The sequence below is a fragment of the Paenirhodobacter sp. genome, assembly GCF_047600745.1.
GTDB lineage: Bacteria > Pseudomonadota > Alphaproteobacteria > Rhodobacterales > Rhodobacteraceae > Rhodobacter.
Genome location: NZ_JASGKI010000004.1, coordinates 427,588 through 445,104 on the forward strand (window position 1 = coordinate 427,588; position 17,517 = coordinate 445,104).

A 17,517-nucleotide genomic window follows, 5' to 3' on the forward strand; every position below is an offset into this window, starting at 1 on the left:
GGAAATGCCAATGTTCAAAGGGTCAGCAGGGGTTACCCATGCGGATGCAGATGCGGATAGGCATGCGGGTGGATCTGAATCTGTGCGGGGATCAGGGTGCCGTCGCGCATCATCATCGCCCGGGTGGCAAGCCCGGCGACAAAGCCTTCGTCATGCGAAACAAGGATCATCGCCCCCGCGAAATCCGCGAGCGCCGCGCGCAGCCGCGCCATATTCGCCGCATCGACGCCATTCGTGGGTTCGTCCAGCAGCAGCACATCGGGCTTCATCGCCAGCACGCCCGCCAGACAGACCAGCCGCTTTTCCCCGCCCGAAAGCCGATGTGTCACCCGCTCCGCCAGATGCCCGATGCCGAGGTGCCCGAGCGTCGCGCGCGCCACGGCTTCGGGATCGGGCAGGCCAATGTTGACCGGGCCGAAGGCCACGTCCTCCAGAACCGTCGGGCAGAACAGCTGATCGTCGCTGTCCTGAAACAGGAAACCAAGGCGCGGGCGCTGTGAACGGAAATCCCGCTCGGTCCGGCAGGGCTGCCCGAACAGCGTGACCGTCCCCCGCGCGGGTTCCAGCCCGGCGATGGCGCGCAGCAGCGTGGTCTTGCCCGCGCCGTTCGGGCCGACGATGGCCAGCCGCTCCCCCGCTGCCAGCGTAAGGGAAACGGATCGCAGCACCTCGGCCCCGTCGCGCGCCACCGCGACATCTGTGAGGGAAATCAAAGGGAACATAGCCGGTCCACCCCCAGCAACAGCAGGCCCGCCGCGCAAAGCGCCGCGCCCCGGGCCCAATCCGCCGCCCCGGGCCGGGCAAAGGGTGCATGCAGGAACTGCCCCGAAAAGCCGCGCATCCGCATCGCCTCTTCCACCCGCCCGGCGCGGTCCAGCCCGCGCAGAAGCAGCATCCCCGTCAGATTGCCATAGCTGCGCAGCGTGTGGCGGTTGGTGCCCGGATGGAAACCCCGCGCCCGCATCGCCAGCCGCAGGCGGCGGGATTCATCGCCGATGACGCTCAGATAACGCGGCGCGAGAACAAAGATCCGCACCAAAGGTTCCGGCAGCCGCAGCGCGCGCAGCGCCGCCCCGAGTCGCGCAATCTCGACATCCCCCAGCAGCGCCCGCAGCACCAGCGCCGCCGCCGCCACCTTGCACGCCAGCAGCGCCGCAAGCGCGGTGCCCTCGCGGCTGACGGGACCGAACAGCGGCTCGCCCGGCACCGTCAGCGGCAGGGTCACGAACAGCAGCAGCACGAAGCCCTCGACATGGCGCAGCCGCCGCTGGGCCAGCGGCAACACCAGCACAACGGCCAGCAAAGCGACGCCCGGATGATGCAGTTGCGACAGGCAGGCCACCAGCACCAGCGCCGCAACCAGCCGTAACCGCAGGTCCGCGATCATCCCCGCCGCCCCCGCAGATACAGCGCCGCCCCCGCAAGGCCGATGATCAGGAACAGCCCCGACACCACATCGGTGACCCGCATCCGCGCATCCATCTGCTCGATCCGCTCAAGCAAGGGCGCGACCTGCCGCTGCACCGCGGCCTCGACCAGCGGCGCGATCTCCTCGGGCGGCATGGGCGCCAGAACCGGGCGCGCGCCGGGGGCAAGGACCGAACCGGGGTTGATCGGCAGCGACGGACCCGCAGGCACCACGGGGGCCGCACGCGGTGTCAGCACCGAACCGGGGTTGCCCGCCGTCAGGGGCGTCGGCGATGCGAGAACCGAACCGGGGTTGGGTGGCGCGAAACGTTCGGGAGTGATCTCCGCCGTGGCGACATGGCCTTCGTGGGTGTCGACGGTCACGCGGATCGGCCCGGTCACCGGCGCGGGCGGGGTGAAACGATAGCGGCCATCGGGGTCCGTGCGGCCCGAGGCGATCTCGGCCCCCTCCACATCCCGCGCGGTCCAGTCGCTGCCCTGCGCGCGGCCACCGCCGACGAAATAGGCATAGCCCGTCACCTCCGCCCCCTCGACCGTGGCGAAGAGTTTCAGCCGATGGGCCGCCGCCGGGCTGGCCAGAACGGTCAGGATCAATGCGAGCGCAAGCGGTTTCATCGCCCCTCCTTCGGGTTGAGCGCGGCGGGCTCGACCCGCGCCAGAAAGCCCGCGACCACCGCCGTCACCACCGCCTCCACCACCGCGAGCGGCAGATAGGTCAGCCACAGCACCCGCGCAACCGGGACAAATTCCGAGGCCGAAAGCCAGAGGCTCGCCGCCACCAACGCCCCGGTACCCAGCACCGACAGCCCCCCGGCCAGCGCCGCAAGCCCGATCCGCCCGCGCCGGACCATGGGGCCGAACGCCATCCCCGCCAGAACCCCCGGCAGCGCGATATTCACCGTATTCACGCCCAGCGTCGTCAGCCCGCCGATCCCGAACAGCAGCAGTTGCAGCACCAGCCCCACCAGCACCGCGACAAAGGCCCCCGGCCCCAGCATCAGCCCCATCAGCCCCGCCAGCAGCAGATGCACGCTCGTCGGCCCCAGCGGCACGGAGAACAGCGAGACGGTGAAAAACACCGCCGACAGAATCGCCACCCGCACGATCGCCCGGTCATCCATCCGCCGCAGCGCGACCGCCACGCCCACCGCCGCGACCACGCCACCGCCGATCAGGACCGGCGCCGACAGCAGGCCGTCCGGGATATGGGCCATGTCACTCGGCCCGCATCGACACGGCCTTCACCCAGATCAGCCCGCCTTCCTCCAGCGGCACGGCGCGGCCATCGGGCGCGGTCATCGTGCCGCCCTCGGTCAGCGCGGCAAAGCCCCACCAACCGGCGCGCGGCATCGCATAGCTGAAGGTGCCATTGGCATCGGCCTTCACGACCTGGGTGATGAAATCGTCATTCGGCGGCACGACGGACCCGTCGTTGATGAACTCGACCTCGACCTCGGCAAAGGGCACCGGCGCACCATCACGCCGCACCACGCCGGTGAACAGGTTCCCGGCCCAAAGGCCATTCGGACGGGTCAGCGGCTCGATCTCCACCGGCAGGCCGACCATCGCATCCCAGCCCTCGCCCGAAGCATAGCCATCCACCACGACCTTCGCGTGATGGACGATAAACTTGCCTTCCGCCGGTTCCCAATAGGGTTGCGGCGTGACGTAAAACACCGCCGCGCCGGGTTCCGCAAGGTCTGTGGTCAGCGACCAGCCCAGAACGCCCTCGACCGGGGTTTCGACCAGTGACGCAGACAGATCCGTCCTGCGCCCCTGCGCCAGCATCCCCACTGCGGCAGGCCGGGCCATCTGCATCTGCGGGCCACCCTCGACCGGATGGGTGAAGGTCAGGTCGATCGTCACCGGCCCGCCCTCCGGCAGCACATCCGCAGAAGGGACGATCTGCTGAAAATGCGCCGCAGCCGGGCCGCAGAACGCAACAAGCGCCGCAGTGTAAAGAAATATCCGCATACCGTCCCCGTATGTATTTTTGTTCATTTATTCATACGCAGCATGCGCCCGCATGACAAGCCCCCGGGCCGCTGCTACCCTGAGTGCAGGAACGGAGGGGCCATGCAACGCACGACGATCACGCTGGACAACGATCTGGCGGCGGAACTGGACGCCTATATCGCCGCGACGGGGGCGCAAAGCCGGTCGGAGGCGATCCGGGATCTGCTGCGCCGGGGCCTTGGCGCGCGCAGCCGGGCGCCCGAGGGGGCCGGGTGTTATGGCGTCGTCAGCTATGTCGTCGACCCCTCGGTGCGCAATCTGGCGGCGCGGCTGCCGCAGGGGCGGCTCGACCGGCATGACCAGACGGTCAGCGCGCTGTCGGTTCCGCTCGACCACAGCCATGCGCTGGAGGTCACGGTGATGCGCGGCCCGGCACGGGTGGTGTCGGATTACGCCGAGGCGCTGTTTCTTGAACGTGGGGTGATACATGGCAACGTCGCGCTGATCCCGGTGGCCGAGGATCCCGCGCATCACACCCATGACGCGGATGCCCCGCACAGCCATTCCCATCCCCGCGTTCTGGCCGGGTTCCCGGCGGATGGGCCGCCCTGAAACGCGCCAGGTGAAACGGGCAACAGGTCGGGCGGCCGCATCGGACGGACCGGGAGAATTCCGGACGGCAGGAAACGTCTGCCACGCCCCAGCAATATTCCGAACGTCAGCGATGATCGCCGGAGATCGAACCGGGCGCCCCGCCACATGTGGGGCCGATACACTCGACGGTGGGTCCGGTGGTCGCGGCGCCGGAGGCCGGGTTGAAGGACTCAAGCGAAACGCTCGCGGCGACCGCCGGGAACGCCAGAACCGCAGCAAAGCCAGCAGAAACAATCGCTTTTGTCATCACAGGCACCCTTTCGACCGAAAACTCGTAACCTGTTTCTGCTACCACGCCGCCGGAAACCGCTCAAGGAATCGGCACAACCTGCCCCAAGGCAACTAATTAAAATTTATACAGAATTTTCACGGAAACCGATGCCGCCGTATGGCACCCCATACCGGGCAGAATGATTTCCCGGGGAACGTTCCGACGGCGGCGCAAATCTTCTTCCGCTCCGGGCAGGATATTCCGCAGGACGCGACGAAAAGCCCCCTTCGGAATTTCTTCCGCCCAAGGGACACCGCCGGTCATGCCGGAATGACGGTTGGGGCGACCGGGGCCGCCCCGCGATCCGGGTCAGTTCAGCCCGAGCTTGCCGCGCAGCGTCGACAGATCCTCGGCCAGCGTGTTGACCTTGGTCGACAGAACGGTCCGGTCGGCATCCGTCAGCTCGACATAGGACACATAGCCCTCGCCCTGCTCGTATTTCGCCAGCACCTCATCGACAGCCTTGAAGTTCGCATCGACCCGGGCAATGAATTCCTTGTCATCGACCAGCGGCTTGAACAGCTCGTAGATCTTTTCCGAGCCCGCGAAGTTCGCGTCGAAATCCCACAGGTCGGTGCGGGAATAGCGGTCTTCCTCGCCCGAGATCTTGGTCGCCGCGACCTCTTCCATCAGCGCGGCGGCCCCGCCCACAACCACTTCCGGCGGGAAGGTCAGGCCGTTGATCCGGTCGTTCAGATCCTTGACGTCCTTCAGCAGGCCGTCGGCATAGTCCTGAATGCCATCGGTCTTGCCCTCGATCCAGAGCGCATGCTCGATCCGGTGGAAACCGGTGAAGGTCGGATCGGCTTCGCCCTTCTCGTAATCGTCGGCGCGGGCGTCGATCGCGCTGTCGAGATCCGAGAACAGTTCGGCGATCGGCTCGATCTTTTCATAGCTGGTGCGGGTCGGCGCGAAGAGCGATTTCGCCTTCTCGACATCGCCCGCCTTGATCGCGGCAACGAAGGCCTGCGTATCGGTGACCAGCTTGGCCGTGTTCTCGGCGACGTAGATTTTGTATTCCGACAGCGGCCCGACGAGATCGAGCGACGCGTCCTGCGCCATCGACGGAGCGGCAAAGCCCGCGGTGAGGGCAACGGCCAGCGCCGTCGAGCGAAGATAGTGTGCGACCATGATGGTCTCCCTTTTCACGATATGGTTCTGGCGGGGGCTCATAGTGCCCTGGCTGCGGAAATCAGGCCGGAGCCGAGGAAATCCCCGGGCCCGGTCACGCCCGGCAGGGTGAAGAAATAGCCCCCGCCGATGGGTTTGAAATATTCCTCCATCACCTCGCCGTTCAGGCGGTTCTGCACGGTGATGAAGCCGGCCTCCAGATCCGCCTGATAGCAGATGAACAGCAGGCCCTGATCGAGCTGCCCGTTCTTCAGCACGCCGTTGGTGTAGTTGAAGGCGCGGCGCAGGATCAGGTTCTTCTCGGTCTCGGGCGTGCGCGGATTGGCCAGCCGGATATGCGAATCCAGCGGGGTGATCTCGCCCTCCGGATCCTTGCTGTAATCGGGCACGTCGCGTTCGGTCGTATCCGGCCCGCCGTCCAGCGGCGCGCCCGACATCTTGCGGCGGCCGAAATCGCGTTCCTGCTCCTGCAATGGCGTGCGGTCCCAGCGTTCCACCATATTGCGGATCAGCCGCACCACCTGATAGCTGCCGCCCTCGGCCCAGGCGGGTTCGCCCTCCCCGGGGCCGATCCAGACGACATCTTCCATCAGCTTCGCGTCATTGGAATCCGGATTGGCGGACCCGTCGCGGAAGCCCAGGAAATTCCGCGCCGAAGGGGTCGACCCATCGGCATCGGGCACCACCGGCGGCACGTCACCTTCCTGCACCCAGCGGATCACCAGGAATTCCGACAGGTTCTTCATCAGGTCACGCAGGGCGTGGATATTGGTATCCTGCACATTGGCGCAGAACTGGATCGTCATGTCGCCATGGCACAGACTGGCGATCAGCGCATCGTTCGGGAACTGCACCATCTGTTGCAGATGCGCGGGCTTGAGCGGGCGCAGCCAGTCGAACCGCTCGAACAGGCTGTTGCCGAGGCTGACGGTGATCGTCTGGTTGTCCGGCGCGACGACAGGCCCGAGCAGGCCCGAATCCGCCGGGGGCAGCTTCGGATCCCGTTCCGGCACCTCGCCGCCCTGCGTCAGGAATACCGCCCGTTCGGTCAGCATCCGCATCATCCGTTCGAAATCATCGAGGCTGGTGATCGCGAGGTCGAAGGACGCCACGATCCCCGCCGCCGGGCGCGGCGTGGTGATCCCGGCCTGATGGCGGCCGTAGAACTCCACCCGCTGCGCCGCCGTTCCGGCATTGCCATGCGGCGCGTCGTTGACCTGTGCCTGTTCCGCGCGCGACGCCAACGGCGTCAGCGCGGTCGCCCCCAGCCCGATCAGGACAAGGCGGCGGTTGGGTCCGGTGTTCATCTCAGTTCACTCCGATCACTGCGGGCAGCCGGTCGAGAACCCCGGCCAGCGCCGTCAGATCCGCAGCCAAAGCCGCACGTTGCTCACGCGTTACATCCGCATAGGGCGGATACCCGTCGCCCTGCTTCAGCGCCGCCAGATCGCCCTGCACCTTGTCGAGCGCGGCGCCCAGATCGGCATCGAGCCCGGCATCGACCGGCGCGACGACAGTGCGCAAGAGCCCGGCCAGCTTGCCGATCCCCTCGACCGAAGCGGCGAAATCGTCGAGGTCATTCCCGGCATAGCTGTTTTCGCCCGCCGGAACCTGGCTTTGCGCGAGCTGCGCCGTCATCTGCGCGGGCAGCGACAGCAGCAGTTGCGGGTCCAGCTTTGCCTCCCGCATCCGCGCCTTCAGCGCCTCAAGATCGCTCAGCAGACGGTCGGCATGGGGCAGCAACCCTTCGGTCGTGTTCTGCGCGAACAGGCCGTATTCGATACGGTGATAGCCGGTGAAGCCCGGATCCGACTCGCGCTCGGCCAGATAGGCGGCCTGCGGGTTGATTGCATTGGCCAGATCCGACAGCCGGTTCGCCAGCGGTTCGATCCGCCGATAGGGCAGCCGCGCCGCTTCCCATGCCGCCTGCGCCGCCGCCAGATCGCCCGCCGCGACCGCATCGCGCAGCGCCTGCGCCGTGCTCGCCGCCGCATTGCCCTGCATCACCAGATAGACGCGATATTCCGACAGCGGGCCGAGGAATTTCCGCAACGTCACCTCGGAGGCCGCCGAAGCGGCCTCGTCCGAAGGCGTCACCTTCAGCACGCCGCGCGGGTTCGACAGCAGCCCGCAGGCCATCTGATATTCGCCCGGCTGAAGCTGTGCCACCAGCGTCGCGCGGAAGCCGGGCGCGATGTTTTCCCGCTCTGCCAGCACCATCACGCCGTCGAGGATTTCCCATTCGATCGGGCGGTCCGAGGCGTTGACGATCTCGAACGTCCGCCGCCCGCCGGGAACGGTCATCTCCATCGGCTCGCAGGCGGTGGCGGTGATGGTCACCACGCGGTCGGCCTTCTGGCCGCGCGTCGCCTCGGCGTTTTTCACCGAGGCATACCAGAACGCCCCGCCCCCCGCAGCCGCAAGGCAGGCGGCCGCCGCGACGGCCCAGTAGATCGAACGGTTTGGAGCATCAGACATCAGACACACTCTTGGAGACAGGGACGGCCCGCGCGGGCCGCAAGAACAGGAACAGCGTCACGGCGAGGAAGACGACATAGACAATCACCTCGCCCACCGTCGGCGTCTCGCGATAGCCAAGCAGGCCGGAGAGGACAGTGCCCAGCGGGCTGGTTTCCGGCAGTACCCGGCTCAGATCCCAGACCACGCCCTGAAGGCTGTTCCAGACGCCCGCCTCGTGGAACGCCTTCACCGATCCGGCCAGAAGCCCCGCCGCCACGAACAGGATGAACACCCCGGTCCATCGGAAGAACTTCCGCAGGTCCAGCATCAACGCCCCGCGATAAAGCGCCCAGCCCGCCGCCACCGCGACCAGAACGCCCAGCAGCGCGCCCACCGGCGCGGCGGCGCTCGGGCTTTGCTGGAAGATCGCGAGCAGGAAGAACACCGACTCCAGCCCCTCCCGCGCCGTGGCCAGGAACACCATCCCGATCAGGCCCCAGGTCGCGCCCTTCCCGGACAGCGCCGCATCGACCGACTGATGCAGCTCGCGCTTGATCGACCGTGCCGCGCGCTTCATCCAGAACACCATCCCGGTGAGGACAGACACCGCGAGCACCCCGATGAGGGCCTCGAACATCTCCTGCGCTTTTTGCGGAAACCCGGCGGAGATGATCTGCAACAGCGCCCCCGCGAACAGCGCCAGAGCAGCGGCCAAAAAGATCCCGACCCAGACCACCGGAAGCCATTCGCCCCGCCCGGTCTGGCGCAGATATCCCGCGATGATCCCAACGATCAGGGCCGCCTCCAGCCCTTCCCGCAGCATGATGAGAAACGGCGCCAGCATGCACGTCCCTTTCCTGAATAACGCCACAGGGATGTTCGGGCTGCGGGCGGGAGCATCCACGGGCGGGCCGACCGGCGGCCTCTGTGTCCCGCAGGAAAATACCCCGGTTGGCGGAAAGTCAATCCAGATAAAAAACATCAACAACGGTTGGGTCTACCCTTGCGCGGAGATATGCCGTATTAACCCTTTGAAACCAGACAGGAGGCCGCGCCCGTGCCCCAGACCCCGCCCCATCCGCGACAGAAGGGCGCAGCCCCGGACCCGGAGACCGACCGCCTGGCCGCCGAACTGGCCGCCTATGCCGGATCGGATGCCGAATATACCCAGTATCGCGAGGCCGATGACGAAGACCTCGGCCCGCCGCCCGGCCTGTCCGAGGCGCTGGCCGCGCTGGAGGCATCGGGCACGGGGGCGGAGGAGCGCGACGGGCGCCGGGCGCTTGGCGTGCCCGCGGCGCTGATCGACGACATGGCCTGGCTCTGGCGGGCGCAGGCGACGCTGCCCGAACGGCTGGCGCTGGCCGAAGGGCTTTGGGCGAGCGGCATCCACGAGGCGATGCTGGCGGCGGCGAAACTGCTGACGCAGGCGCGGCTGCGCCCGGATGAGGGGGCCTGGGCGCTGATCCTCGGCTGGGCGCCGGAGTTCCGGGGGCCGGCAACCTCGGATGCCGCCTGCTCCGCCGCCGGGCGCCGGTTGCTCGCCGATCCGTCGCGGATGGCGCAAGTGGCCGAGTGGCTGGACGCGCCGAACCCCTGGACCCGCCGCGCCGCGCTTCTGGCGGCCCTGCCCTTCGCCCGGCTCAACCACCTCGGCCCGGAGCAGGCACAGGCCCGGCAGATCGCGCTCGACTGGTGCGCGCGGCTGTCGCGCGACCCGGATCCGCGCGTGGTCCGGGCGGTGGAGCACTGGATCCGGACGCTGGCGAAACACGGCGCCGAAGAGCTGCAAGCCTGGCTCGCCACCCGCACCGACCTGCCCAAGGGGCTGCGCCGCGCGGCGGAAAAGGGCCTGGGGTTGGCGGATGGTCGCGTTGACAAAGGCGCCCCCTGGGCAAGCCACTGAAGAGTCACCCCGGAAATCCACCTCGAATGGCACAGAAGCGTCCCGTCTTCCTGCCGAACTTCACCGAATGGGGAATGATTCCGCGACGTCGCCTATTTCAGCAACCAATCGGGTGATGGCCCCCTTCAGGCCACGCGCGCGGTGCGCCCCTCGGCCCAGTCGCGCACCGCCTGACCAAAGGCGCGGAACAGCGGGCGCGAGACCGGATCCGCCTCGGCGTTCCATTCCGGATGCCATTGCACCGCCAGCGTAAAGCCGGGTGCGTCGCGGACCCAGATCGCTTCGGGCGTGCCGTCCTCGGCGTGGCCTTCGACCACGATCCGCGCGCCGGGCCGCGCGATGCCCTGCCCGTGCAGGGTGTTGGTCATCACCTCCTCGGCGCCGAATATCCGCGCGAACCGCCCGCCGGGCGTGAGGATCACCTTGTGGCGCAGGCCGAAGACCTCTTCCATCGTGCCCTCGGGCGGCATCCGGTGGTTCATCCGGCCGGGCAATTCGCGGATTTCCGGGTCGAGCGTCCCGCCCATCGCCACGTTCACCTCCTGAAACCCACGGCAGATGCCCAGAAACGGCTGCCCCCGCTCGACGCAGGCGCGCACCAGCGGCAGGGTGATCGCATCGCGGGCCCGGTCGAAGGTGCCGTGCCGGTCGGTCTCGATCTCGCCATATTCCGAGGGATGCACATTCGGCCGCCCGCCGGTGAGCAGGAAGCCGTCGCAGACCTCCATCAGCTCCGCGACAGAGACGTAATCCGGATCCGCCGGGATCAGCAGCGGGATGCAGTCGGCCACATGGCTGACCGCACAGGAATTCATCTGCCCGCCCTCATGCACGGGATAGCGCCCGTTCACCAGCCCGCGGTTTCCGATGATGCCGACGACAGGTCTGGTCATGGCGCTCTCCTTCCGGCGTTCAGGGTAATGCGCTTCACGGCCGCACAAAAGGCCCAGCCCCGCACAGGGGGCTGTGCATGCGTCACCCCTGCGCCTTCACCTGCTGGCGGCGCATGTGCAGCACCGGCTCGGTATAACCCGAGGGCTGGACCCGGCCCTTGAACACCAGATCGCAGGCCGCCTGGAAGGCATAGCCGTCATAGCCCGGCGCCATCGGCACATAGGCCGGATCGCCCGCGTTCTGCCGATCGACCACCGCTGCCATCTTGCACAGCGCCTCCATCACCCGGCCCTCCGACACCACGCCGTGATGCAGCCAGTTCGCCAGCGCCTGACTGGAAATCCGGCAGGTCGCGCGGTCTTCCATCAGGCCAATGTCGTGGATGTCGGGCACCTTGGAGCACCCCACCCCCTGATCGACCCAGCGGACGACATAGCCCAGGATACCCTGCGCGTTGTTCTCGATCTCGTCGGTGATCTCGGCCTCGGAATAGTTCTTTCCGATGGCGAGCGGAATCGTCAGCAGATCGTCGAGCCGCGCGGGCCGGTCCATCGCCGCGATCTCGCGCTGCCGCGCCGCCACGTCGACGCGGTGGTAATGCGTGGCGTGGAGCGTTGCGGCGGTGGGGCTCGGCACCCAGGCGCAGCTTGCCCCCGCCATCGGATGGCCGATCTTCTGCGCCAGCATATCCGCCATCCGGTCGGGTGCCGCCCACATCCCCTTGCCGATCTGCGCCCGCCCTGGCAGGCCGCAACGCAGGCCGATATCGACGTTGCGGTCTTCATAAGCGGAAATCCAGGGCTGGGTCTTCATCTCGCCCTTGCGCAGCATCGCCCCGGCTTCCATCGAGGTGTGGATTTCATCCCCCGTCCGGTCGAGGAAGCCGGTGTTGATGAAGGCGACCCGGCGTTTCGCCGCGCGGATACATTCCGTGAGGTTGACGGAGGTCCGCCGTTCCTCGTCCATGATGCCGAGCTTCACCGTCTCGCGCGGCAGGCCCAGCACGTCCTCGACATGATCGAAGACTTCGCAGGCAAAGGCCACTTCCTCCGGCCCGTGCATCTTCGGCTTCACCACATAGACCGATCCGGTGACGGAATTGCGCGCGCCTTCGGCCTTGCGCAGGTCGTGCATCGCGCAGAGCGTGGTGAGCATCGCATCCATCAGGCCCTCATAGGCCTCGGCCCCGTCGCGCGTCAGGATCGCCGGATTGGTCATCAGATGGCCGACATTACGCACCAGCATCATCGACCGGCCCTTGAGGGTCAAGGGCGCGCCCTCCGGCGTGAGGAATTCCAGATCGGGTGCGAGGCGGCGGGTGAAGGTCTTGCCGCCCTTCGCGACCTCCTCCGCCAGCGTGCCGCGCATCAGCCCGAGCCAGTTGCCCCAGGCCAGAACCTTGTCCTCGGCATCGACGGCGGCGACCGAATCCTCGCAATCCATGATCGCCGAAACCGCGGATTCCAGCCGAACGTCACAGATCCCCGCCGGGTCGGTGCGACCGATCGGATGTTCAGCGTTCACATCAACGATGATGTGCAACCCATTGTGTTTCAACACAACCGAGAGGGGCGCCTCCGCCGTACCCGCATAACCGACGAATTCTGCCGGATCCATCAGCCCGGTTTCCTCGCTGGTCTGCGCAAACAGCCCGCCATCCTGCACCCAGAGACGCGTGACCTCGGCCCAGGACCCCGCCACCAGCGGCGCGGCATCATCAAGGAACGCCTTTGCCCAGCCGATCACCTTCGCCCCGCGCGCCGGATCATAAGCCTTGCCCGAGGGCAGATCGCCAAGCGCATCGGTGCCGTAAAGCGCATCGTAGAGCGAGCCCCACCGCGCATTTGCCGCATTGAGCGCATAGCGCGCGTTCATCACCGGCACCACCAATTGCGGCCCGCAAACGGTGGCGAATTCCGGATCTGTCTGCGGGGTTTCAATCGTGAAATCAGTGCCTTCCGGGACGATATAGCCGATCTCCGTCAGGAATGCCTGATAGCCCGCCGCGTCATGGGGCGCCCCGCGATGGTTCAGATGCCACGAATCAATCTGCGCCTGAATCGCCTCGCGTTTGTCCAGCAGCGCCCGGTTGCGCGGGCCAAAATCGTGCAAAAGCGCCGAAAACCCGGCCCAGAACCGCGCCGGATCGACACCCGATCCTGGCAGCGCCTGTTCCTCGACAAAGGCGGCCAGTTCCGCCGCAACCTGCAATCCTTCGCGATCGACCCGAGCCGTCATGAAACTCTCCCGTGCTTTTGCGCCAGTCTTGGGCCGCGAGGCGCGGCCTGTCCAGCCCGATCTTGTCCCCGCGCCCGCATGGGCATAGCTTGCGGCCAACAGGAGACGCATCATGGACGGCACGACCTATCTTTCCGACTATCGCCCCTATCCCTTCACGCTGGACCGGGTGGCGCTGACCTTCCGGCTGTCGCCACGGGCAACACGGGTGACGGCGGCGCTTTCGCTGTCTCCGCGCGAGGCGGGCACGCCGCTGCATCTGGATGGCGAGCAGATCAAGCTGATTTCCCTTGCGCTCGATGGCACGCCGCTGACCCCGGCGGACTACCTTCTGACCGAGACCGGGCTGACGATCCATCCCGCCGCGCTGCCCGAGGGGGCATTCACCCTTCAGACCGAAGTGGAGATCGCGCCCGAGGAAAATACAGCGCTCGAAGGGCTTTACATGTCGAAGGGCATGTATTGCACGCAATGCGAGGCGGAAGGGTTTCGCAAGATTACCTTTTATCCGGATCGTCCCGATGTGATGGCGCGCTTCCACGTCCGGATCGAGGGGGACGCGCCGGTGCTGCTGTCGAACGGCAACCCCGCCGGACAGGGGCCGGGTTGGGCCGAGTGGGATGACCCTTGGCCGAAGCCCGCCTATCTCTTCGCGCTGGTCGCGGGGGATCTGGTGGCGACGCATGGCACCTTCACCACAATGTCGGGGAACAAAGTCGATCTGAACATCTGGGTCCGGCCGGGCGACGAAAACCGCACCGAATTCGCCCTGGGTGCGCTGCAACGGTCGATGAAATGGGACGAAGAGACCTATGGCCGGGAATATGACCTGAGCCTGTTCAACCTCGTCGCCGTCGATGATTTCAACATGGGCGCGATGGAAAACAAGGGGCTGAACATCTTCAACTCGAAGCTGGTTCTGGCCTCGCCCGAAACCGCGACCGATCTCGATTATGAGCGGATCGAGGCGGTGATCGGCCATGAATATTTCCACAACTGGACCGGCGACCGGATCACCTGCCGCGACTGGTTCCAACTGTGCCTGAAAGAGGGGCTGACGGTGTTCCGCGATCAGTCCTTCACCACCGATGTGCGGTTGGGGCCGGTGAAGCGGATCGACGATGTGATCGCGCTGCGCGGGCGGCAGTTCCGTGAGGATGCCGGGCCGCTCGCCCATCCGCCACGGCCCGATCATTACCGTGAAATCAACAACTTCTACACCTCGACCGTCTATGAAAAGGGCGCCGAGGTGGTGGGGATGTTGAAGACGCTGGTGGGGGCCGGGGGTTACCGCAAGGCGCTCGATCTGTATTTCGCGCGCCATGACGGGCAGGCCTGCACGATCGAAGACTGGATCAAGGTGTTCGAGGACAGTTCGGGCCGGGATATGAGCCAGTTCAAACGCTGGTATACCGATGCCGGCACGCCGCATCTGAAGGTCACGGAGAACTTCAACAACGGCACCTATACGCTGGAATTCACTCAGGAAACCAAGCCGACACCGGGGCAGCCAGAGAAGCCGCCCCGGCTGATCCCGATCGCGGTCGGCCTGCTGTCGCCGAACGGCGATGAGGTGGTGCCGACGACAATTCTTGAGATGACCGAGGCGACGCAGAGCTTTACCTTCACCGGGCTGGCGACGAAGCCGGTGCCCTCGATCCTGCGCAATTTCTCCGCCCCCGTGGTGCTGGAGCGGGAGACTTCGGCCCAGGAACAGGCGTTCCTGCTGGCCCATGACACCGACCTGTTCAACCGCTGGGAAGCCGGGCGCAACCTTGCGCGTGCAACGCTGATCGCGATGAGCGGCGGCGCGGAGCCCGATTCCGCCTATCTCGACGCCATCGGCACGCTGACCGCGGGCACGACCGAACCCGCCTTCCGCGCGCTGGCGCTGCGCCTGCCGGGCGAAGACGAAATCGCGCAGGCGCTCTTTGCCGCCGGGGCCACGCCCGACCCCGAGGCGATCCACCGCGCGCGCCGCACCCTGATGCGGGCGATGGCGCAGCGGCACGAAGCGGCGCTGGCTGCGACCTATGACGCCTGCGCGGTGCCCGGCCCCTATACGCCGGATGCGGGGCCCGCGGGGCTGCGGTCGCTGCGGCTGGCCTGCCTCGGGCTGCTGAGCACGCTGGACGGTGGTGCCCGCGCAAAGCGGCTGTTCACCGAGGCCACGAACATGACCGAAAGCCTTGGCGCGCTTGGGGTTCTGGTCGCCGCCGGGGATGCCGCGCGGGAACTGGCCGCGTTCCGCGAGCGGTGGCAGGGCAATGCGCTGGTGATGGACAAGTGGTTCCTGACGCAACTGTCGCTTTGCCCGCCCGGACAGGCGGCGGAACTGGCCGAAACGCTGGCGGCGGATCCGCTGTTCGACTGGAAGAACCCGAACCGGTTCCGCTCGGTCATGGGCGGGCTGTCGGCGAACCATGCGGGCTTCCACCGGGCGGATGGCGCGGGCTATCGGTTCTATGCCGACTGGCTGATCCGGCTTGATCCGGTCAATCCGCAGACGGCGGCGCGGCTCTCGACGGCGTTTGAAACCTGGCGGCGCTATGACCCGGCGCGGCAGGCGCTGATCCGCGCGGAACTGCGGCGCATCGCCGATACGCCCGCGCTGAGCCGGGATCTGTCGGAAATGACGGCGCGCCTCCTCGGCTGACCAAGGCTTGCCCCGCGCGCCCCACTGGCCTAAGACAACCCCGAGACCCTGATACGGAAGCGGACCATGCTCGACCTCAGCTATAAATCCCCGGAACCGAAAGTCATCGCCGGCGCCAAGGGCGACTGGGAACTGGTGATCGGGATGGAGATCCACGCGCAGGTCAGCTCGAACGCGAAGTTGTTCTCGGGCGCGTCCACGGGCTTTGGCGCGGAGCCGAACAGCCATGTCGCCTTCGTCGATGCGGCGATGCCGGGGATGCTGCCGGTGATCAACGAATTCTGCGTCGAACAGGCGGTGCGCACCGGGCTGGGCCTGAAGGCGCAGATCAACCTGCGCTCGGCCTTCGACCGGAAGAACTACTTCTACCCGGACCTGCCGCAGGGCTACCAGATTTCGCAGCTTTATCATCCGATTGTCGGCGAAGGCGAGATTCTGGTTGAACTGTCACCGGGCGTTGCGCGCCGGGTGCGGGTGGAGCGGATCCATCTGGAACAGGACGCGGGCAAGTCGATCCACGACATGGATCCGAACATGTCCTTTGTCGACCTGAACCGGACCGGCGTCGCGCTGATGGAGATCGTCAGCCGCCCCGACATCCGCGGGCCGGAGGAAGCCGCCGCCTATGTGGTGAAGCTGCGCCAGATCCTGCGCTATCTGGGCACCTGCGACGGCAACATGCAGAACGGCAACCTGCGGGCGGATGTGAACGTGTCCGTCTGCAAGCCGGGGCAGTATGAAAAATATCAGGAAACGCAGGACTTTTCGCATCTGGGCACGCGCTGCGAGTTGAAGAACATGAACTCCATGCGCTTTATCCAGGCCGCGATTGATTACGAGGCCCGGCGGCAGATCGCCATCCTCGAAGACGGCGGCGAAGTGGTGCAGGAGACGCGCCTTTACGATCCGGACAAGAACGAAACACGGTCGATGCGCAGCAAGGAAGAGGCGCATGACTACCGCTATTTCCCCTGTCCGGACCTGCTGCCGCTGGAGATCGAACAGGGCTGGGTCGATGACATCGCTGCCACCATGCCCGAGCTTCCGGATGCGAAGAAGGCGCGGTTCATCGCCGATCTGGGGCTGAGCGACTACGATGCTTCGGTGCTGACGGCCGAAGTGGAAAATGCCGATTATTTCGAGGGGGTTGTGGCCGTTTGTGAAGACGGCAAGCAAGCCGCGAACTGGGTCATCAACGAGCTTTTCGGCCGGTTGAAGAAGGACGGCAGGGAGATCGGCGAAAGCCCGGTCACCCCCGTGCAGATCGGCGGCATCATCGCCCTGATCCGCAAGGGCGACATCTCCGGCAAGATCGCCAAGGACCTGTTCGAGATCGTCTACACCGAAGGCGGCGACCCGGCGGAAATCGTGGAAGCGCGCGGTATGAAGCAGGTCACCGACCTCGGCGCGATCGAGAAGGCGGTGGACGAGATCATCGCCGCCAACCCCGCGCAGGTGGAAAAGGCGAAGGCCAATCCGAAGCTGGCGGGCTGGTTCACCGGGCAGGTGATCAAGGCCTCGGGCGGCAAGGCCAATCCGGCGGCGGTGAACGAGTTGGTGGCGAAGAAGCTCGGCCTCTGAGGGGGCGGGCATGCTCACCGAGTGCACCGCCGACCTTTTGCCGGACGGCCAGAGCTTCCGTATCCGCCGCGATGCGTGGTTCAACGACTATCCGGTGGAGCAACTGGGCTTCTGGATCGACTTCTACAAGCGGCTGCGCGAGCAGCATCCGAAGTCGCTGCATTCCTATGACGCGACCATCGCCGCGCTGGAGGCGCTGGCGCAACGGCTTGCCCGGGAACGCGCGGCCTGAAGGCCCCGCGATCGTCGGGGCCAGTGACGCGAGCGCGGTCGGATTCTGACAAATCCGTGATCGGCGGCGGGGGCCCGGCTGAATATAGCCGCCCACCGATCTGACCGCAG

Annotated in this window: 17 protein-coding genes; 5 read left to right on the top strand and 12 right to left on the bottom strand. The window is 66.6% G+C overall.

Going from position 1 to position 17,517, the window contains the following annotated elements; all coding sequences use genetic code 11:
- Window positions 1–32 precede the first annotated feature (32 nt).
- From QM789_RS10740 to QM789_RS10760, 5 genes are read right to left on the bottom strand one after another with little or no spacing between them, the layout of a single operon-like run.
- The gene (locus QM789_RS10740) at window positions 33–722 is read right to left on the bottom strand and encodes an energy-coupling factor ABC transporter ATP-binding protein (RefSeq protein WP_420351899.1); all 690 of its coding nucleotides are present in this window, start codon (window positions 720–722) and stop codon (window positions 33–35) included.
- Window positions 710–1,387 (bottom strand): energy-coupling factor transporter transmembrane component T family protein, encoded by a 678-nt coding sequence (locus tag QM789_RS10745; RefSeq protein ID WP_420351900.1) that lies wholly within the window; start codon window positions 1,385–1,387, stop codon window positions 710–712. The genes QM789_RS10740 and QM789_RS10745 overlap by 13 nt, the downstream gene beginning before the upstream one ends.
- The gene (locus QM789_RS10750; RefSeq protein WP_420351901.1) at window positions 1,384–2,043 is read right to left on the bottom strand and encodes a cobalamin biosynthesis protein CbiL; all 660 of its coding nucleotides are present in this window, start codon (window positions 2,041–2,043) and stop codon (window positions 1,384–1,386) included. Before QM789_RS10750 ends, QM789_RS10745 begins: the two co-directional genes overlap by 4 nt.
- Complete coding sequence (gene cbiM, locus QM789_RS10755; RefSeq protein WP_420351902.1) at window positions 2,040–2,642, bottom strand: cobalt transporter CbiM; 603 nt, start codon at window positions 2,640–2,642, stop codon at window positions 2,040–2,042. The genes QM789_RS10750 and cbiM overlap by 4 nt, the downstream gene beginning before the upstream one ends.
- A gap of 1 nt (window position 2,643) precedes the next feature.
- Window positions 2,644–3,402 (bottom strand): DUF4198 domain-containing protein, encoded by a 759-nt coding sequence (locus tag QM789_RS10760; RefSeq protein ID WP_420351903.1) that lies wholly within the window; start codon window positions 3,400–3,402, stop codon window positions 2,644–2,646.
- A 102-nt stretch (window positions 3,403–3,504) separates the two neighbouring features.
- Between QM789_RS10760 and nikR the strand changes: the two genes are divergently transcribed.
- A complete protein-coding gene (nikR, locus tag QM789_RS10765) occupies window positions 3,505–3,996 on the top strand; it encodes a nickel-responsive transcriptional regulator NikR (RefSeq protein WP_420351904.1) in 492 nt (163 codons plus the stop codon).
- Window positions 3,997–4,102: 106 nt separating this feature from the next.
- On the opposite strand, the gene QM789_RS10770 is transcribed toward nikR, so the two are convergent.
- From QM789_RS10770 to efeU, 5 genes are all read right to left on the bottom strand, one after another.
- Window positions 4,103–4,285, bottom strand: a complete 183-nt coding sequence (locus QM789_RS10770) for a hypothetical protein (RefSeq protein ID WP_420351905.1) — start codon at window positions 4,283–4,285, stop codon at window positions 4,103–4,105.
- 333 nt (window positions 4,286–4,618) lie between these two features.
- Entirely contained in the window at window positions 4,619–5,440 is an 822-nt protein-coding gene (efeO, locus tag QM789_RS10775; protein WP_420351906.1) for an iron uptake system protein EfeO, read from the bottom strand.
- A 38-nt stretch (window positions 5,441–5,478) separates the two neighbouring features.
- Window positions 5,479–6,747, bottom strand: a complete 1,269-nt coding sequence (efeB, locus tag QM789_RS10780) for an iron uptake transporter deferrochelatase/peroxidase subunit (protein WP_420351907.1) — start codon at window positions 6,745–6,747, stop codon at window positions 5,479–5,481.
- 1 nt (window position 6,748) lies between these two features.
- Window positions 6,749–7,918 carry an iron uptake system protein EfeO gene (gene efeO / locus QM789_RS10785; RefSeq protein ID WP_420351908.1) on the bottom strand — a complete coding sequence of 390 codons (1,170 nt, stop codon included), beginning with the start codon at window positions 7,916–7,918 and terminating at the stop codon, window positions 6,749–6,751.
- Window positions 7,911–8,744 carry an iron uptake transporter permease EfeU gene (gene efeU, locus QM789_RS10790; RefSeq protein WP_420351909.1) on the bottom strand — a complete coding sequence of 278 codons (834 nt, stop codon included), beginning with the start codon at window positions 8,742–8,744 and terminating at the stop codon, window positions 7,911–7,913. The genes efeO (QM789_RS10785) and efeU overlap by 8 nt, the downstream gene beginning before the upstream one ends.
- A gap of 213 nt (window positions 8,745–8,957) precedes the next feature.
- Here efeU and QM789_RS10795 point away from each other — a divergent pair, with 213 nt between their 5' ends.
- On the top strand, window positions 8,958–9,806 hold the full coding sequence (locus tag QM789_RS10795) for a DNA alkylation repair protein (RefSeq protein WP_420351910.1): 849 nt from the start codon (window positions 8,958–8,960) through the stop codon (window positions 9,804–9,806).
- A gap of 125 nt (window positions 9,807–9,931) precedes the next feature.
- Here the strand turns inward: QM789_RS10795 and QM789_RS10800 are convergent, their stop codons facing one another.
- Window positions 9,932–10,699, bottom strand: a complete 768-nt coding sequence (locus QM789_RS10800) for a gamma-glutamyl-gamma-aminobutyrate hydrolase family protein (protein ID WP_420351911.1) — start codon at window positions 10,697–10,699, stop codon at window positions 9,932–9,934.
- Between the two features lie 82 nt (window positions 10,700–10,781).
- Complete coding sequence (locus QM789_RS10805; protein WP_420351912.1) at window positions 10,782–12,938, bottom strand: malate synthase G; 2,157 nt, start codon at window positions 12,936–12,938, stop codon at window positions 10,782–10,784.
- 112 nt (window positions 12,939–13,050) lie between these two features.
- On the opposite strand from QM789_RS10805, the gene pepN reads away from it, so the two are divergent.
- From pepN to QM789_RS10820, 3 genes are all read left to right on the top strand, one after another.
- Complete coding sequence (pepN, locus tag QM789_RS10810; protein WP_420351913.1) at window positions 13,051–15,594, top strand: aminopeptidase N; 2,544 nt, start codon at window positions 13,051–13,053, stop codon at window positions 15,592–15,594.
- A gap of 66 nt (window positions 15,595–15,660) precedes the next feature.
- The gene (gene gatB, locus QM789_RS10815) at window positions 15,661–17,175 is read left to right on the top strand and encodes an Asp-tRNA(Asn)/Glu-tRNA(Gln) amidotransferase subunit GatB (RefSeq protein ID WP_420351914.1); all 1,515 of its coding nucleotides are present in this window, start codon (window positions 15,661–15,663) and stop codon (window positions 17,173–17,175) included.
- 10 nt (window positions 17,176–17,185) lie between these two features.
- Window positions 17,186–17,407 carry a hypothetical protein gene (locus tag QM789_RS10820; RefSeq protein WP_420351915.1) on the top strand — a complete coding sequence of 74 codons (222 nt, stop codon included), beginning with the start codon at window positions 17,186–17,188 and terminating at the stop codon, window positions 17,405–17,407.
- Window positions 17,408–17,517 lie beyond the last annotated feature (110 nt).

Bases quoted from the DNA above. Each gene is read 5' to 3' on its own strand.
- QM789_RS10740 (WP_420351899.1), bottom strand. From the start codon at position 722: ATGTTCCCTTTGATTTCCCTCACAGATGTCGCGGTGGCGCGCGACGGG.
- QM789_RS10745 (WP_420351900.1), bottom strand. From the start codon at position 1,387: ATGATCGCGGACCTGCGGTTACGGCTGGTTGCGGCGCTGGTGCTGGTG.
- QM789_RS10750 (WP_420351901.1), bottom strand. From the start codon at position 2,043: ATGAAACCGCTTGCGCTCGCATTGATCCTGACCGTTCTGGCCAGCCCG.
- cbiM (WP_420351902.1), bottom strand. From the start codon at position 2,642: ATGGCCCATATCCCGGACGGCCTGCTGTCGGCGCCGGTCCTGATCGGC.
- QM789_RS10760 (WP_420351903.1), bottom strand. From the start codon at position 3,402: ATGCGGATATTTCTTTACACTGCGGCGCTTGTTGCGTTCTGCGGCCCG.
- nikR (WP_420351904.1), top strand. From the start codon at position 3,505: ATGCAACGCACGACGATCACGCTGGACAACGATCTGGCGGCGGAACTG.
- QM789_RS10770 (WP_420351905.1), bottom strand. From the start codon at position 4,285: ATGACAAAAGCGATTGTTTCTGCTGGCTTTGCTGCGGTTCTGGCGTTC.
- efeO (WP_420351906.1), bottom strand. From the start codon at position 5,440: ATGGTCGCACACTATCTTCGCTCGACGGCGCTGGCCGTTGCCCTCACC.
- efeB (WP_420351907.1), bottom strand. From the start codon at position 6,747: ATGAACACCGGACCCAACCGCCGCCTTGTCCTGATCGGGCTGGGGGCG.
- efeO (WP_420351908.1), bottom strand. From the start codon at position 7,918: ATGTCTGATGCTCCAAACCGTTCGATCTACTGGGCCGTCGCGGCGGCC.
- efeU (WP_420351909.1), bottom strand. From the start codon at position 8,744: ATGCTGGCGCCGTTTCTCATCATGCTGCGGGAAGGGCTGGAGGCGGCC.
- QM789_RS10800 (WP_420351911.1), bottom strand. From the start codon at position 10,699: ATGACCAGACCTGTCGTCGGCATCATCGGAAACCGCGGGCTGGTGAAC.
- QM789_RS10805 (WP_420351912.1), bottom strand. From the start codon at position 12,938: ATGACGGCTCGGGTCGATCGCGAAGGATTGCAGGTTGCGGCGGAACTG.
- pepN (WP_420351913.1), top strand. From the start codon at position 13,051: ATGGACGGCACGACCTATCTTTCCGACTATCGCCCCTATCCCTTCACG.
- gatB (WP_420351914.1), top strand. From the start codon at position 15,661: ATGCTCGACCTCAGCTATAAATCCCCGGAACCGAAAGTCATCGCCGGC.
- QM789_RS10820 (WP_420351915.1), top strand. From the start codon at position 17,186: ATGCTCACCGAGTGCACCGCCGACCTTTTGCCGGACGGCCAGAGCTTC.